At 68.7% G+C, this 15,842-nt stretch carries 12 protein-coding genes; 7 read left to right on the forward strand and 5 right to left on the reverse strand.

Annotation, left to right across the window (positions count from 1 at the left end):
* Positions 1 to 37: 37 nt before the first annotated feature.
* The 4 genes from FMQ63_RS26235 (at position 38) to FMQ63_RS37590 (ending at position 4,276) form a co-directional block, all read left to right on the forward strand.
* Positions 38 to 2,002, forward strand: a complete 1,965-nt coding sequence (locus FMQ63_RS26235; RefSeq protein ID WP_011552234.1) for a serine/threonine-protein kinase — start codon at positions 38 to 40, stop codon at positions 2,000 to 2,002.
* Positions 1,999 to 2,727, forward strand: a complete 729-nt coding sequence (locus FMQ63_RS26240) for a hypothetical protein (protein ID WP_011552233.1) — start codon at positions 1,999 to 2,001, stop codon at positions 2,725 to 2,727. Before FMQ63_RS26235 ends, FMQ63_RS26240 begins: the two co-directional genes overlap by 4 nt.
* 62 nt (positions 2,728 to 2,789) lie before the next feature.
* The gene (locus tag FMQ63_RS26245) at positions 2,790 to 3,671 is read left to right on the forward strand and encodes an NAD(P)-dependent oxidoreductase (RefSeq protein WP_225909874.1); all 882 of its coding nucleotides are present in this window, start codon (positions 2,790 to 2,792) and stop codon (positions 3,669 to 3,671) included.
* Between the two features lie 449 nt (positions 3,672 to 4,120).
* A complete protein-coding gene (locus FMQ63_RS37590; RefSeq protein WP_020478909.1) occupies positions 4,121 to 4,276 on the forward strand; it encodes a hypothetical protein in 156 nt (51 codons plus the stop codon).
* Positions 4,277 to 4,300: 24 nt separating this feature from the next.
* Here FMQ63_RS37590 and FMQ63_RS26250 read toward each other — a convergent pair whose 3' ends face one another.
* From FMQ63_RS26250 to FMQ63_RS26270, 4 genes are all read right to left on the reverse strand, one after another.
* Positions 4,301 to 5,326: an NADP-dependent oxidoreductase gene (locus FMQ63_RS26250; protein WP_011552230.1), complete on the reverse strand. Its 1,026-nt coding sequence runs from the start codon at positions 5,324 to 5,326 to the stop codon at positions 4,301 to 4,303.
* Entirely contained in the window at positions 5,323 to 5,940 is a 618-nt protein-coding gene (locus FMQ63_RS26255) for a DUF2239 family protein (RefSeq protein ID WP_011552229.1), read from the reverse strand. Before FMQ63_RS26255 ends, FMQ63_RS26250 begins: the two co-directional genes overlap by 4 nt.
* Before the next feature lie 508 nt (positions 5,941 to 6,448).
* Positions 6,449 to 8,554: a serine hydrolase gene (locus FMQ63_RS26265; RefSeq protein WP_011552228.1), complete on the reverse strand. Its 2,106-nt coding sequence runs from the start codon at positions 8,552 to 8,554 to the stop codon at positions 6,449 to 6,451.
* A 275-nt stretch (positions 8,555 to 8,829) separates the two neighbouring features.
* Entirely contained in the window at positions 8,830 to 11,745 is a 2,916-nt protein-coding gene (locus FMQ63_RS26270; RefSeq protein WP_011552226.1) for a DEAD/DEAH box helicase, read from the reverse strand.
* 176 nt (positions 11,746 to 11,921) lie between these two features.
* Between FMQ63_RS26270 and FMQ63_RS26275 the strand changes: the two genes are divergently transcribed.
* A complete protein-coding gene (locus tag FMQ63_RS26275; protein ID WP_011552225.1) occupies positions 11,922 to 13,451 on the forward strand; it encodes an ELWxxDGT repeat protein in 1,530 nt (509 codons plus the stop codon).
* A gap of 183 nt (positions 13,452 to 13,634) precedes the next feature.
* Positions 13,635 to 13,985 (forward strand): hypothetical protein, encoded by a 351-nt coding sequence (locus tag FMQ63_RS26280; protein WP_026114292.1) that lies wholly within the window; start codon positions 13,635 to 13,637, stop codon positions 13,983 to 13,985.
* A 231-nt stretch (positions 13,986 to 14,216) separates the two neighbouring features.
* On the opposite strand, the gene FMQ63_RS26285 is transcribed toward FMQ63_RS26280, so the two are convergent.
* Positions 14,217 to 14,768 (reverse strand): TetR/AcrR family transcriptional regulator, encoded by a 552-nt coding sequence (locus FMQ63_RS26285; protein ID WP_011552223.1) that lies wholly within the window; start codon positions 14,766 to 14,768, stop codon positions 14,217 to 14,219.
* A 104-nt stretch (positions 14,769 to 14,872) separates the two neighbouring features.
* Here FMQ63_RS26285 and FMQ63_RS26290 point away from each other — a divergent pair, with 104 nt between their 5' ends.
* A complete protein-coding gene (locus FMQ63_RS26290; protein WP_011552222.1) occupies positions 14,873 to 15,787 on the forward strand; it encodes an NmrA family NAD(P)-binding protein in 915 nt (304 codons plus the stop codon).
* Positions 15,788 to 15,842 lie beyond the last annotated feature (55 nt).

The following is a 15,842-nucleotide window of genomic DNA, read 5'->3' on the forward strand; positions in this document are numbered from 1 at the left end:
TGCTCGCGGGAGCCCGCTCCCGGAGAATACCCGGGTGATGACGGGTGAAGTGCTTGCGGGCCGCTACCGACTCGAGCGGGAGTTGGGGCGTGGGGGAATGGCCACGGTCTTCCTGGCCACGGACGTGCGGCTGTCGCGCCCGGTAGCGCTGAAGCGGATGCACCCAGGAGGCGGCACGGGCCGCGCGGAGCGTTTCCGGCGGGAGGCCGAGCTGGCCGCCTCGCTCCATCATCCCAACGTCCTGGAGGTCCACGACTACGGCGAGGATGAGGCCCATGGCCCGTTCCTCGTCTGCGAGTGGGTGCGGGGCGAAGACCTCCGCGCACTGGCGGGAAGGCTCTCGCCGGCGCCGCCCGAGGCGGTGATGGTGTTGGGCTGGGAGCTCGCCCGGGCGCTGGCGGCGGCGCACGCACGCGGCATCGTCCACCGCGATGTGAAGCCCGACAACGTGCTGGTGGCGGAAGGCGGGCCGCTGAAGCTGGCGGACTTTGGACTCGCCGCGCTAGAGGACCAGGAGCGCCTCACGAGTACCGGGGCGGTGACGGGCTCGTTGCCATACATGGCGCCCGAGCGCATCGACACAGGCGCGTACTCCCCTGCCTCGGATGTGTACGCGGTGGGTGTCATCCTGTTCGAGCTGTGCTCGGGCACCACGCCGCACGCGGGCAAGGGCGCGGCGCATCTGGCCGCGTCAGTGATGACGAAGGATGCGCCACCGCTGACGGAGGTGGTGCCGGGCACGCCCGCGCCCTTGTCAGCGCTGGTCGCGCGGTGTCTGGCGAAGGATGCACGGGATAGACCGCGCGACGGGGCCGCGCTGGCGTTGGCGCTGGAGGAGCTGCTCCAACGAGAGGTCGGCCCGCCTGCCGACGTGGCGCGGGAGTTCTTGGGAGACCCGGTGGCCCGCGCCAATCGATGGCGCCGGGCGCGCTTCGAGCGGTTGCTGGAGGAGGGGCGCGGACTGCTGGCGCGCGGCGAGGGGGCGCGGGCCGCGAAGGTCCTCAACGCCGCGCTGTCGCTGGAGCCGACGTCCGCCGAGGTGGTGGCGCTGTTGCGTCAGCGGCCGAGGCGTTCCGCGTGGAGGGCTGGCGCCGTGGGCGCCGGGCTCGTGCTCTGCGCGACTGCGGGCTGGTGGATGAGGCCGGACCAGCGCGTCGAAGACGTGACGACACCGCGTGGCGCGGAGCCCTCGTCAGGGCAGGCCTCCCCCAGAACGGCATCCGTTGACGGCGCCTCCACGGGTGAACGCCTTCATGCGCCCACGCCCCCGGGCCAGGAGAGGCCTGCCTCGGGGACGGCCCCCGGCATGTTGGATGCTTCGCGGGAACCGGCGCCTTCGGCTGAAAGTGACACCACGAATCTGGCCGGGGCATTGGTACCGACAGAACGCGCGGCGGACGGTGCCAAGGCGAAGCCGGCTCGGCCATCCGTTTCGACAGGGCGTTCGGGGGGAATGGATTCGGCGAAGCGGGCCGTATCGCCCCTGCCGACAGGGCACTCGGCGGGAGCCGAGCCCACAGGGGCCGCGCGGCCCTTGGTGCCGGCGCCAGGGCCGGACGTGGAAACCACCCTCCCCGCGCGTCCCGCCCTGTTGAAGGTGACGGCGCGCCCATGGGCGGAGGTGTTCGTGAACGGCGAGAGCCACGGCTACACACCTCGAGTGCGTGAACTCTCGCTGTCAGCGGGGACCTACCGGCTGCGCTTCGTCAACCCGCTGTGCGACGAGGTCGAGCAGGAAGTGACGCTCGCGCCGGGGGAGACCGTGACGCGCGACGTGGTGTTGTCACCTCGCAAGGCAGAGGTGCTCATCCACGCTCCCGCCGGCGCGCGGCTCTTCGTGGACGGCCGGGAGGTGGGCATCGCGCCCCTGCCCGCTCCAGTGGTGGTCGAACATGGACGACACACGGTGACGGCACGCCGCGCGGGTGAACCGCCCTTGGTGCGAGAGGTGGACGTCGTCGCCGGCCGTCGTCTCGAAGTGGCGCTGGACGTGACGCCATGATGGGCGCGGCCTTGATGCTGATGGTACTCGCGGCGTCCCCGCTCGACAGCGCGCGCGGTGCCTACCAATCCGGCGAGCTGCCCAAGGCCCGCGCCGAGCTGGAGTCCCTGCTCTATCCGCTGCGGCTCGACGGAGAGGCGTTGGAAGCGGAGGCGCACCTGCTGCTCGCAGCCACCTATCACGCACAGGAGGAGCTGGCCCGCGCGGAGGACGAGGTGGTGCGAGGGCTGGCCGTTCACGGCGACTCGGCGCTGGACCCGCTGCTGTATCCACCGGACTTCCTCGCCTTCGTCGAGCGCGCGCGTGCCCAACACCAGACACGCATCGGGGAACTGCGCGCCGAGCGGAGTCCTCGGCTGTTTCCAGCGCCCTCCCCCATCGTCGCCCCCATCCGCGCAGACGAGGTGCCCACCTCGCCAGCGCTGACCCGTGCCTGGTATCTGGCGCCCTTGGGCGTGGGGCACTTCAAGCACGGGCGTTCAGGGATGGGCACGGTGCTGGCGGTGACGCAGGGGTTGGGACTCGCGGCGGCGGGAATCTCCCTGGGGACCTCGCTCTCGCTGCGCGGACCAGACGGCCGGTATAGCGCGAGCGACGCGGGGACGGCGCGGACGCTCAACGTGACGTACCTGGTGGGAGCCTATGCCTTCGCGGTGGCCTATGCATATGGTGTCCTGGATGGGTTGGTGTTGACGCCCGCTCCACCCGTTCGCCCGGTTCACTGAGGGATGGGCGGGCTTCACGTTTCGGGGTTACCGTACAACCTGGAGTCCAAACGAGGTTGCACATGCACCCGATTCGTTCAGCGAAGATGGCGGTGGTGGGTTGTGGTCTCATGGGAAGCGCACTGGCGCGAGCCTTCGCCTCGGCGGGCCACGACGTCGCGGTCTGGAACAGGACTCCCGGCAAGGCTTCCGCTGTCGGTGGTGGCACCCGTGCCTTCGACAGCCTCGTCGAGGCCGTATCGGGACGCGAGCTCGTCGTCGTCTCCCTCTCCAACTACGCTGCCGCCGCCGAGGTGCTCTCGGAGAGGGGCGTCGCGGCGGCACTGACTGGAACGACGCTCGTTCAGCTCACCAGTGGCTCACCCGCGGACGCGCGCGAGGGGCTGGCGTGGGCCCAGGCCCACGGCGTGGACTACCTGGATGCCGCGATCCTCGCCTACCCGAGTTTCGTCGCCACCGAGTACGCGACCGTCTATTACGCAGGGGCGCGCGGCATCTTCGACCGGCACGTCGAGACCCTCCAGGCGATTGCCAAGAACTCCGTGTACGTCGACGAGAAGATTGGCGCTGCCGCGACGCTCGACTGCGCGATTCTCGAGGCCTATTACGGCGGCTCCCTGGCGTTCCTGCACGCGGCGGCCATGTGCAAGGCGGAAGGCCTGGACCCGAAGGCTCTCTTCGCCCAGAAGAACTCCTTCCTCGGCCTGATTTCCGTCACCGCCGACGCCGCGCAGGACATGATTGAGAAGAATGGCTTCTCAGGCGACCAGTGCAGTCTCAACACCCACGTCGCCGCAATCGAACACATCGTCCGGCTGAGCCAGGACGCCCGCATCAGCGCACGCTTCCCTAAGGAGCTGCTCGACAACTACAAGCGAGCCGTCAGTGCGGGACTGGGGGACCAGGAACTGCCGGCCGTGTTCCGGACCCTGACTCAAGACTGACGCTCGCGACTCCGTGCAGGCCGCTGCTTCAACAGCCTGCGAGTTGCCTCCGGTCTCATCGAGCGCGGGGGGCGAGCTCGAACAGGAAGAGGTCGAAGCGGGAGGAAGTGCCCGCGTCCGGGGTGCGCACACCTCCCGTCTGCCCTGCCAGGCATGCCGCCCAGCGCCCATTGGGAGACACCCGCGGGTGTGCCGGCGCGGGTTCTGCGCGGGTTCCCGGTCACCTCCGCGACTTGAGGCCATGACGTCCTGGGCGCGGACGCGCCACCCGCGCCACCGTTGCTCACACCTATCCTTGGAATCCAACCCTGACGGACAGCGGCGCGCACGGCGCCTCACGTTTCGGATGAACACCAGGGCCCATGTGTCAGGGACGTTGCCTCCTCTGAAGCCCTCCTCCGCTCTTGCGCTCCAGTCCGCCACCTCTCAACAGGCCTTCCATCCTTCCTATGCTCCAGGTCTGCCGGATACCCGACTTCCGCAAGGGGCTCTTCGGCCAGCAGGTCGCGTTGCTACGTGAGACGTTCCTGCAGCTCACCGAGGGGGGCGGGAAGCGGGATGCCGTCTGGCTGAACAAGCAGGTGGCGCCGTTCGGCGACGTGTGACGTTCTTCCAGATGCCGTTGGGGATCAGGGGATTGAGGTGACGCGCACGAGCTGCTTGCCCACGTTGCGGCCTTCGAAGAGTCCTCGCAGGGCAGAGGGGGCCTGCTCCAAGCCTTCCGCGATGGACTCCGCGCAATGGAGCGCGCCCTGGGCGTCCCAAGCCGCCAGCTCGCGAAAAGCCTCAGGAAAGCGCGAGACGTAGTCGAGGAAGATGAAGCCCTCCATCCGCGCTCGCTTGAAGCCGAGCTGCATGTAGTTGCGCGGCGCGGTGCCGTAGTCACCGTCCTTGTATCCCGAGGCCACGCTGCCGGAGAGCACCACCCGCGCGCCTCGGGCGAGGTGGTCCAGCGCGGCTTCCAGGACGTGGCCCCCCACGTTGTCGAAGACGACGTCCACGCCTTGAGGCGCCAGGGCGCGAAGCCGCGCCCGGATGTCTTCAGACTTGTAGTCGATGCAGGCATCGAAGCGCGCGGTGCGGGTGACCCATTCGGCCTTGTGCGGCCCTCCCGCGATGCCAATGACACGGCAGCCCCGGAGCCGGGCCACCTGCCCCGCGATGGAGCCCACGCTGCCCGCGGCGGCGGACACCAGAACTGTCTCTCCCGGCGCAACGCGGCCCACCTCGGTGATGCCGAAGTACGCCGTCAGCCCGCTCGCGCCATAGAGGTTCAGCATCGCCTTCGGAGCGACGCCGTCCGGTACCTTGTTGAGGCCGAAGAGCCCCGCGTCGCCGGTCAGTACATAGTCCTGCCAACCGGTGAGCCCGGCCACCCAGTCACCCACCGCCAGCCGCTCGGTTCGGGACGCGATGACCAGGCCCACGCCTGCGCCCCGCATCACCTCACCGAGCGCGACGGGCTGGATGTACGTCGCATTTGCATTGAGCCAGGTGCGCTGGGTGGGCTCGATGGCGAGCCAGGTGACGCGGACCAGCGCCTCACCCGGGCCTGGCGTCGGCACGGGCCCCTCGCGCCACTCGAAGCAGTCTTCGGACACCGCTTCCCGGGGACGGGTCTTCAGCACCCACTGACGATTGGACGTCGTGCTCATGGCGTCACCTTTCCGAACGCGGGCGCGGCCAGCCGGCGCGCGTGATTCCTGAGGTCGTCCGGCCAGCTTCGGGTCCACTGATTGAACCGGGCGCGGTGCCCAGCGTAGAGCGCGCGGGCGGCCTTCTCGTAGCCGGGCAGGTTGCCGGCCATCGTGGTCATGAAGCGGTCCGCCGCGACTTGGGCCTGACGGTGCCGGTCGGTGTCGCCGCTGCTCGCGCGCGCGGCCTCCACCAACTTGCGCAGCGCGACGGAGGCACCGCCCGGTTGCGAGGCCAACCACTCCCAGTGCCGTGGAAGCAGGGTCACCTCGCGCGCCACCACGCCCAGTTTCGGCCTGCCGGGGCTCCGAGGCCCGGTGTCTTCTTCCGTGGGGGCAGGCGCGGGCTGAAGGCGGGCCAGTAGCTCCTCGCGCGAGCCACGAAGGTGGAAGTCCACGGTCCGGCCCGTGGTGTCGTCGAAGAGCAACAGCGGCGCGGACTCCCCGGTGTCCAGCGCGCGGCGGGCCGCGAGGATGACGTCAGCCGGAGGGCCGGAGGCAATCAGGCGCTGTCCCGCGAAGGCGGTCCAGGTGGTCGAAGTCGTGGGCATCCCAGGTGTCGGAGGTTCGAGCATGGCCGAATATTACCCGGGTGAAAACCCGGGTCAATTCTACCCGGATGAAATCATCCACTGGCGCGTGTTGCCGGGGAGTCTTGCTTCTGAGTCTCCCGTCGCGGCGGTCTTGGTGCTCCGTCCATCCGCTCGCGCGCCTCTTCCTGCTTCCCCATCTCCACGAGGCGCGTGGTCAGAAGCGACAGGCCTTCGAGGCCGTCCTCCCGGGCCAGCGAAGCCAGTGAATGGCTTGTTCCTGAAGTGCCGCGGTGTTTGTCTAGCGCCGCGCGGACACTAGCAACTTCATGGGGCGCTCCCGCGCCTCGGCCAGTTTCGGCTGGCGGCGGGCAGCGCCTCGGTCGGTCCCCATTCGTTCACCTGGCGCAGGCCCAAGCCGGTGTGAATCAGTGCGTTCAGCAAGGGACCCAGCGTGCTGGTGGTACAGTGAGATGCATCACGGACCGGCAGAGGCCCTTGCGAGCCTCGCCGGTCCTACGAGCCCTCCCGGAAAGTCCGGCGGAGCCCCTGATTAGAACAGGTCGTGCGCGGGCCAGGCGCTGACGCCATTCACGACGTTCCACATGAGGCTGTCGAGGTTGATGTCGGGCGTGCCCGAACCGGAGCTGTTGTTGGAGTTGGTCATGACGGACCAGGTGAACTCCTCGGAGCGGCTGGGCCCATAGCGGTCATCGGTGCGCACCAACAGGGCCCGGGTGCCCGGGATGTAGCCACCGTGCCACCAGTTGGGAAGGCTGTTCACCGACCAGCCCTTGGCGTAGTTGACGGAGTTGCCCAAGGTGTCGAGCGCCGTCGTGCGTGTGGTCATCGTGGTGAGAGAGCTCGCGCTCAGCAGATCCGGGACGGTGGAGAACCCATCCGCGCGCACGGCGACGCGCAGCAAATCGATGGGCGTGACGACCCAGCCGCCGTGCGCATCCATGCGACGCACCGGCATGCCGTACGGGCTGAAGGCTCCAGTGCCAAGCTGGTAGTAGACGGGCTCGTTCGGCAGACGCGCGCTCAACGTATCGCCCCCCACTGCGAAGCTGGTGGCGCCGCTGGGCGTGAACACGTTGGCGCGCATATAGGCGTCATAGGTCATGCCCGTGACCCGCTCGATGATGCGGCCAAGGACGCTGTAGCCGAAGTTCGAATACTGGTACGTCGTCCCAGGCGCGAACTCGAGCGGCACGTTCTGCAACACCCATTGGATGAGCTGGGCGTGCGTCATGCCCGTGTTCATGAACATGGGGTCGCCCGTGCCGTCTGCGCCGTCGTTGTCCCATGCGCCCGCGGTGTGCTCGAGCAGGTGCTGGACCGTGATGTTCAGGACGCGGCTGTCCGCGTAGGTGCCCTGCGCGCCGAACGTCTCACCAAGCAATCCGCCCCTGCCGAAGACGCGGTCCGTCAGACGGATCTGGCCGCTTTCAATCAGCCGCATGATGCCAATGGATGTCATCGGCTTGGACACACTGGCGACGCGGAAGCGGTGGGAGGTGTTGACCGGCGTGTTGCTGGTTCGGTCGGCCAGTCCATACCCCTTGGCGAACACGAGGCGCCCGTGGCGGGTGATGGCCAGCGACAGTCCGACGGTGTTCGTGCTGGTCATCGCCTGCTGGACGGTGTCGTCAATGTGCTGCAGGTCGGCCGCGCTGAACGTCAGGTTCTGCCAAATCAGGGCGAACTCGGGCTGGCTCCCATTGTTGTGCGCCGCCACCAGGACGGGGCGATACCCCTGGTTCTTGAGGTCCGTCACGGCCTGTTGATACGCGGCGGAGGAGAGCCCATGACGCGCGGCGGTCGGAATCCCCGATGAAACCTGGAAGATGGCCGCGTACCGGTCCGTGCCGCCCACGTTGTAGCTGCTGACCTTCGCGAGCTGGTAACCCTGGGCCGCGTTGGTATTGAACGTGGACTGGTACTGGGCCGCGGTCAGCCCGTGGTAGGCCCGCCAGGCCGGGCCGCTCGTCTGCTCCCAGATGGCCGCGTAGCGCTCCGCGCCACCGGACGTGTAGCCACTCACGTGCACGAGCCGGTAGCCCTGCCCCGCCCAGGTGTTGAACTCCGTCTGGTACTGGGACGCGCTCAGGTCATGGCGGGCCACCCACGCGGCACCACTGTCCACGTGGAAGATGACCGCGAAGTAGGCGACGCCTCCGACGCTGTACCCGTTGACCACCACCGGGCGGTATCCCTGCGCGTCTTGATTGACGACGGTGGTCTGATACTGCGCGGAAGTCAGCCCGTGGAAGGCGCGCCAGGCGGGGCCGCTCGTCTGCTCCCAGATGGCCGCGTAACGGGCACTGCCCCCCTCTTCGTAACCGCTGACATAGGAGAGACGATAGCCTTGCCCCACCCACGTATTGAACTCCGTCTGATATTGGGCGTTGGTGAGCCCGTGGCGGGCAACCCAGGCATCATATGGACCGGCCAGTGCCTGGGACTCGGCGCTGGAAGAGTCGCGGGACTCTTCCTCTGGCACCCCGCATCCCACGAGGGATACGACCAGCACTGACAGGACCGCCAGTAGCGGCCTCATGCTGAAAGGTTTCATGCTCGAGAACTCCTGCTTGACGTTGGTACCGCCAACAGGAAACGACTCCAGCGCGCATTTCCCCTCAGCCGCGGCCAGCAAAATGAGAGCCCCCTCGCGCGTGGCGCCAAATCCACATGCATGTCAGCAGGCTGGCCCACATCGCGGAAAGTCCCTTCGGTAAGGCCTTCAAGCGAAGCGTGGGCGTGACGCCTGGTGCGTTCCGACAGCGAGAGGGTGAGTGACTCGGCCCATGTCGTCGTCAAGCCGAAGGGCATCGAGATGCGCTCCACCCATGAGGTGCTCGACGAGCGGTATCCACCGTCCGGCGCTGGACGGCCCCCCATGCGTGATGAGCGCCCTGCCCGTGCGTCAGGTCAGCGCCGCCGTCCGCCGCCGCCCGGTCGTCTTCCATTCCGGGGTGCCTTGCCGTGATGCCCCCGGTACTCCCCAGGCCTGGGGGCGCCGCGCTCCCGGTCCTGTCGCGGGAGTGAACGCTCACGGGTGGCCTCGGCGATCTCGTCCGGCATCCAGGGCCGGTCGAGCAGCTCCTGGAGCTCGAGGAGCGAGCGAGCCTCGAGCACGCCCCTCCGGCCCCTGGCCACGCTGAAGCGCAGGGGACGGTCGAGCAGCGGCAGCTCCTCCTCCACCAGCGTGCGCGCGAGCTTCTCCGGCAGGTGCAGCCGCACCACGCCTCGCGGGGCTCCGTCCGACAGTCTCTCCACGTCGTATTCGAGCGGCACCGCCTGCTCGCGCACCTCCACGGTGTCCGGGAGCGCCAGGAGCGCCTGACGCATCTCGGGCGGCACGAGCGCGTCCAGTTCGAGCCGCAGCGGGCGCTCCTTGAAGTCGTCGAGCGTGTCCACCCCATCCAACTGCGCCTCGTAGAGCGCGGTCAGCTCCGACAACCCCAGCGGCGCGGTGGTCCCTCCCGAGCGTCGCCACAGCTCGCGCACCTCGGCGATGGCGACCCGGTGCCGGTCCACCGCGGGATGGGGTGCTTCGCCCTGCGCCAGCGCCTCGGCGAGCGCGTGCCGGGCCGCCTTGGCGAGCTCCGGCCCCCAGGCGCGCAGCACCTCCACTTCCCGTTCGAGCTCGAAGCCGAAATAGTCCACCCGCTTTTCGAGCACGACCGAGCGGAAGCGCACGTCGTACACCGGCGCCGCCGCATGGCGGCGGGCGTAGCGGCGCAGCAGTGACTGGGGAAGCTGGGTCCCCTCGATGCCGGCCTGCGAGTCGCCGTTGCGGTCGGCGAAGTAGCGCAGCGTGCCCGCCACCGCGCCCAGGTTGCCACACACGCTCGTCTTCGACACGCGCGCGACCTCGCCCCAGGCGGTGCGCTCGTCGATGACCAGGTCGAAGGGCATGAAGCGTGCGAGCAGGTCGCAGAAACGCCGGTGGGCGCGCGGGTCCGCAAAGGGCATGCGCGCGGGCAGCGCCAGCCCCACGCTCCGGTACACGCTCGCCATCGCGAGCGCCGCGTCCTCCAGGGCCTTCACCAGCACCCCACGCACCTCCGCCCAGGCCGCGAGCTTCTCCGCATGGAAGACGTGGCGCGGCAGCCCCTGCACCTCCCCCACCGTGCCCGCTTCACGGAAGGCCTCGGCGTAGAGGTTGTACGCGGTCAGGTGGTCGCTGCCGGGCACGAGCAGCCCGTCCAGGTTCCGCTCCTCGCGCGTCATCCTGTGCAGCGACTCCACCGAGCTGCACACCGCGAGCAACGGCAGCAGCGCCTCCTCCGCGTTGACGATGAGCTCCGCCCACGGACGCTCCACGGGCAGGGCCTCCACCGCGCGGCCGTAGTCGGACAGCCGGCCTTCCGCGTCCACGATGCCGCGCGCCTGCAACTTCGCGAGCGCCCGGCGATAGGCATTGCGGTCCAGTGGCACGGGCAAATCCAACTCATCCGCCCGCACGCCCAGGGCCGCGGCGGTGAGCGCCACCCGCTCCGGCTCGCCCGCGAGTTGGAACTCGGGCTCGGTGGGCCTCAATGAGGCGAAGTGTAGCGGCCGGTCGCTCAGGATGAAGACGCGCCCGCCCTCCACCCGCCCGTGCACGCGCCCCGCCATCTGCAAGAGTTCGTTGTTGCCCAGGTGCACGCGGGTCAGGACGTTGCGGCCGCGCTCCACCAGGTTCGTGAAGCGCATGTCGTCGATGACGACCGTGTCCAGCCCCGGCACGTTGAGCGCGCTCTGCCCCGCCGCCGTCATCGCGAGGACGAAGGGCCGGGGCGCCGTGCCCTCCAGGAAGGGACGGATGGCACGCAGCGGTTCGCCGCCGTGGTAGTGCGCCGCATGGAGCTCCGGCGCGTTCGCGCGCACGTGGGCCGCCGCCTCCTCCACGCCCGCGCGCGTGGCCAGGAACACGCCCACGCCGCGCCCCTGCTGCTGCACCTCCCGCAGGAAGTCCTCGTCGAGGAAGGACAGCGGCTGACGGCGCTCCACCTCCACCCGGGCCGCCTTCCTCGGTTCGAAGGAGGACACCTGGAGCACGTCCGCGCTGTCCAGGTAGCGCGCGTAGAAGGCCGGGTCCACGGTGGCGGACAGCCAGATGAAGCGGCAGCCCGCGCGCTTGCCCAAGGCCAGGCACAGCTCCAGTTCGGCGGAGGTCTGGTGGATTTCATCCACGATGAGCGTGTCCTCGCGCCGGATGGCGCCGCCCTGGAACCAGCGCCGCGCGATGCCGGTGGTGACGATGGCCACATCCGCGAGCGGCGTCTGCGCGGTGGCCTCCCGCTCGCGGTTGACCACCGCCACCCGCAGGGGCCGCCGGCCCACGAGCTCCTCCGCGATGGAGCGGATGGCGAGCGTCTTGCCCGTGCCAGTACCCGCGACGATGCCAAACCCCTGACCGCTCCGGGCCAGCTCGAGGAGGCGCTCGCCGTGGTGCTCCTCCAGGTACGTGCGCAGCTCCAGCCCAAGCGCCAGCTCGATGGTTTCGCACGCGGCGCGCGTGGGCGCGATGACCACCACCCGCCCGCGCTGGGACGTGACGGCGGAGGAAGCGTCGGGGCGCGGCGGCAGGTATCGGTCGGTGGGCGTACGCACGAAGGCCAGTGATACGCATGGGCGGTGTCCAGGGGAAGCGATTCGCCCGCGCAAGCCCGGCCCTGGGGAGGCAGGCAACCGTGTGCGCCAGGGAATGACGTACTCGGGCATCGGGCTAGCGAGTCCAGCGCCGCCCGGTGAGCGTGGCCTGCGGCGCGAGGAAGCCCAACTCCACGACGCGGTAGTCCAAGCCGAGAGCACCGCTCCGTCCAAAGGACGCATGCTAGAGGGAGCCGTCGCCCGCATGCGGGAGCCTGCGTCGCGTTCTCATCCATCAACGAAGCATCACGAGGCGATGGAAGTGAGCGCGACTGGACCTGCTGAAGATTTGCGACCAGGAACCCGGCGCTCCCCCTGGCCGCGGCGCTGCTCCGGACTTATCGCCATCGGGGCTGTCGCCCACCCGAGAACGAGGGGAAATCATGCGTGCATGGTGGCAAGTGGCATGGGTCTGTCTGGCAACCGCGGGATGCGGTGGGCCTCTTCCAGAAGCATCGCTCTCCGAGGAACACGCCCCCGAGGAGGTCACCGCGCATTGGGATGCCCCACTCCCGAAGTTGGGGCCCGCCACGCTGTTGAAGGACATCTACCCGCCTCCCCCGGGGCCATTCCCGGATCCCCTGGGTGGCCCGTCGCCAACGGATCTGGTGTCCTTCCGCGGCAAGCTCTTCTTCTCTGCCTTCGACTTCGAGGCGGACCGGGGCGCGCTGTGGCGGAGCGCGGGCACGACAGCGAGCACCGTCCCCGTCAAGCACCTGGACGATTCTCCCGGACGGCTGACCGTCGTCGGCAAGCAGCTCTTCTTCACCGAAGGCTTCCTAGAACACGGCGCGGACCTGTGGGTGAGTGATGGCACCACTGCGGGAACGCGTCAGGTGAAGGACCTCGCCCCGGAGGGCGGCACCGCCTCCCTGGCGGACTTCATCGCGGTGGGCAACAAGCTCTACTTCTTCCGGTCGGTCCGGCCCACCCTCGTCGCCGCCGAGAACCTGGAGCTGTGGCGCAGTGATGGCACCTCGGCCGGCACGGTGCGCGTGAAGGACCTGGGGCCGAGGGACACCGTGAACGGGCCCTTTGACCTGGCGAGCGTGGGCAACCGCCTCTTCATGGGCCTCGGGATGCCCGACACCGGAGTGGAACTCTGGGTGAGTGACGGCAGCGCCTCCGGAACCCGCCTCGTCAAGGACATCAACCCGGGTGCCGCCTCTTCGTTCCCTCGGAGCCTGACGCAAGCGGAGGGGGTGCTCTACTTCTCCGCGGACGACGCCGTGCACGGCCGTGAACTCTGGCGCAGCGATGGCACGGCCAAGGGCACGGAGCTGGTCGAGGACACCGTTCCCGGCCCCCAGGGCTCGGAAGCGCAAATCTTCGCCCTGTTCAAGGAGCGCCTCTACTTCGCCACCTTCACACCGGGATTCACGGTGACGGAGATTCGCAAGCTCGACCCGGACCCCTCCTGCCACCCGCGCTCGAATCTCGTCGCGAGCATCCCCAACCCCTACGCCGACCTTCCCTTCGATTTCTTCATCTTCGTCGCCACGTCCACGGCGACCGAGAGAAAGCTCTACTTCACGCTCTTCTACGACATCGGCAGCCCCGCCCCCTTCGACGTCCAGTTGTGGCGGACCGATGCCACCGCCCAGGGAACGAAGCTGCTGTACCAGCCACTCATCGTCTCTCCGGACCTCCGACCGCCCACGCCGGTCCCCACCGATGACGGCCGCGTCGTCTTCTACGCCTTCGATGAAGCGCACGGCCACGAGCTTTGGGTGAGCAACGGACAGCCGAGCGGCACCAAGCTCCTGCAGGACATCGTCCCGGGCCCCGCCTCTTCCTATCCGCAGGACCTGCTGCGCGCGGGCGACTTCATCTACTTCACGGCACTGGATGGGCAACTCGGCCGGGAGATCTGGGTATTGCCCGTGCCAAAGCCTCAGGTCGCGAGTCACTGACGCCTCGCCAACCCATCGCGCTGGCGGCCTGCCGTTTCTCGGAGGCTGCCCCCGCCCCGTGCGACTGCCTCAGACGACACACTTCATGACGCCGCATTCAAGACACACCACCGCTACCGGCAGGTGATGCAATCGCGTGAGGGGAATCTCCTATATGGGGCGCCTACCCCAAGGAGCCTTGCAATGGCAAACCCGGTTCGTTTCGCGTTCACGCAGACCGCCCAGCCCAACCTGGAGTTCATCGTCGAGTTGTCTGACGAGAAGACGATTTCACACGCACGGAAGATTCTCTCTGGCGAGGAGAAGAACGAAGTCCACGTCCACGGACGCATCATCAAGCGGGCCGCGGCCTACAACCCGAGGTTCTCCTTCCACCTGGACCCGAACACCATCCGCTTCTTCGCGATGGCCATCGAGGTCTGCGATGCCAACATGACGTATGTGGAAGACCACCTCGACGAGGCGGGCGGCGCATTCCTCCCGGGCGGACACTGGTGCCCGTGGGACTCCAAGCTGACGCGCGAAATCACCTGATCCCCTTCAGATAGGTCCGCGAGCAGAGCGCCCTGCGTGGCCGAAGTGGCCACGCAGGGCCGCAACCATCTGACCTTTCCCTTTGCGCGCGGCTTCGACGAGCCAGGCCCCTGCCGCGCACCGCACGGGAGAGCGGACAGGGCCGGCCTGTCCACCCACCGGTAGCATCACTCCGGCGTCCCCGAGAAGGGCGTCCTCAAGCGGGAGACCAGACCGCCGCGCTCCCTGCATTCAGGGCCGGATGCCGGTGAGCGCGAGGCGCAGCACCCGGCTCGCGGTGAGCGGATCGTCTTCGTTGGCGACGGCAATCGCGTTCGCCAGCATCAGCAGGTCCTCCGTCGTGGCAAGGGCATGAATCGCGCCTGCCGATGACGCCCGCGCCACCAGAACGCTCAACACCTCGAGCAGCTTGTCGGTGGAGCAGACCTCCTCAGCCGTAAGGCCATCCGGACCGGTCAACAGCGCTGCGGCAAGCCCGCGGTGGGTCGCCGTGTAGACCGTCAAATCCTCGAGCCAGGCGGCCAACTCGGCGGCGGGATCCTCTCCCGGTTGCGAGGATGCCCGCGCACAGAGTTGCGCGACGCCATCGCGGAATACCGCCTCCAACAGAGACTGCCGCGAGGGAAAGTGCCGGTGCAGGGTCGCCGAGCCTACCCCCGCCCGCCGCGCGATCTCCTCGAGCGACACCTTCGCACCATCCCTGCCGACCAGTTCCGCGGCGACCGCGACAATCCGCTCCCGGTTGCGCCGCCCGTCCGCTCGCAACGGCTTCACATGCTCCACCGCGACCGCCTCCTCACGAGAACCCGCGTTGACAAATGGGGTGCCCCTCCATATTTAACCACGAGAATAAGCGGTGGGGTCCCCCACTTACAAAGGAGCGGTCCATGAGCAGCAACGAATCCGTTCTCGTCACCGCTGCCACGGGGCGTCAGGGCGGCGCCACCGCCCGGGCGCTGCTGGCCGAAGGCGGCACCCGGGTGCGTGTGATGGTGCGCAATCCCAAGGCGCCAAACGCGAAGGCCCTCGCGGCGGCTGGCGCCGAGGTGGTCGTCGGGGACTTCGACGAGCCCGCGTCGTTGCGCGCGGCCTGCGCTGGGGCGCGGGCGGTCTTCTCGATGCAGTCCCCCCTCATCTCCACGACCGGCGTCGACTACAGCAAGGAACTCCAGCAAGGGAGGAACCTCGTCGAGGCCGCGCTTGCCGAAGGTGTCGAAACGTTCGTGCACACCGCGACCTCCGGTGTCGGCGACCACCGCAACGTGGAGGGCTGGGCGGAGGGGCGCTGGAAGTCGCACGAGACGTACTGGGAGAACAAGCTTGCCACCTGCGACCTCGTCCGCAGCGCGGGATTCAAGCACTGGACCCTCATCCTCCCCGCCACCTTCATGGATCATCCGATGTTGGATCCGGCTGGCTTCGTCGACGGGCGCCGGTTGCTCACCGTGATCAGGACCGATCAAACCATCGCGTTGGTCGCGCCAGAGGACATCGGCACGGCGGCCGCGGCGGCGCTCAACAATCCCGCGACGTTCAACGGAGTGACGCTGCAGCTCGCGAGTGACCTGCTCACGCTTCCTCAGATCGCCGAGGTCCTCTCGCGCCTCGACGGCAAGGAGTACATCGTCCAGTTCAGCACGGTCGAGGAGGCTGTCGCGGCCGGCCTGCATCCCGGCGTGGCGCAAGGCCTGACGTACATGAACGTCGCCCCGGTGCTGGCGCGGCCCGAGATCGCGCGGTCCTATGGCCTTTCGCCCATGAGCTTCGAGACCTGGGCGCGCCAGCGTCGCGAGATGGCCTGACCTGCCGCCCAGTCGCCGCAGCTCCGATGCCGTGTCCAGGGCAAGCGGCCCCGTC

The organism is Myxococcus sp. CA005 (genome assembly GCF_006518205.1).
Classification (GTDB): Bacteria; Myxococcota; Myxococcia; order Myxococcales; family Myxococcaceae; genus Myxococcus; species Myxococcus xanthus.

Excerpts from the sequence above, each read along its gene's own strand:
- FMQ63_RS26235 (WP_011552234.1), top strand. The coding sequence starts at position 38 with ATGACGGGTGAAGTGCTTGCGGGCCGCTACCGACTCGAGCGGGAGTTG.
- FMQ63_RS26245 (WP_225909874.1), top strand. The coding sequence starts at position 2,790 with ATGCACCCGATTCGTTCAGCGAAGATGGCGGTGGTGGGTTGTGGTCTC.
- FMQ63_RS26290 (WP_011552222.1), top strand. The coding sequence starts at position 14,873 with ATGAGCAGCAACGAATCCGTTCTCGTCACCGCTGCCACGGGGCGTCAG.
- FMQ63_RS26255 (WP_011552229.1), bottom strand. The coding sequence starts at position 5,940 with ATGCTCGAACCTCCGACACCTGGGATGCCCACGACTTCGACCACCTGG.
- FMQ63_RS26240 (WP_011552233.1), top strand. The coding sequence starts at position 1,999 with ATGATGGGCGCGGCCTTGATGCTGATGGTACTCGCGGCGTCCCCGCTC.
- FMQ63_RS26275 (WP_011552225.1), top strand. The coding sequence starts at position 11,922 with ATGCGTGCATGGTGGCAAGTGGCATGGGTCTGTCTGGCAACCGCGGGA.
- FMQ63_RS37590 (WP_020478909.1), top strand. The coding sequence starts at position 4,121 with ATGCTCCAGGTCTGCCGGATACCCGACTTCCGCAAGGGGCTCTTCGGC.
- FMQ63_RS26280 (WP_026114292.1), top strand. The coding sequence starts at position 13,635 with ATGGCAAACCCGGTTCGTTTCGCGTTCACGCAGACCGCCCAGCCCAAC.
- FMQ63_RS26250 (WP_011552230.1), bottom strand. The coding sequence starts at position 5,326 with ATGAGCACGACGTCCAATCGTCAGTGGGTGCTGAAGACCCGTCCCCGG.
- FMQ63_RS26270 (WP_011552226.1), bottom strand. The coding sequence starts at position 11,745 with ATGCGGGCGACGGCTCCCTCTAGCATGCGTCCTTTGGACGGAGCGGTG.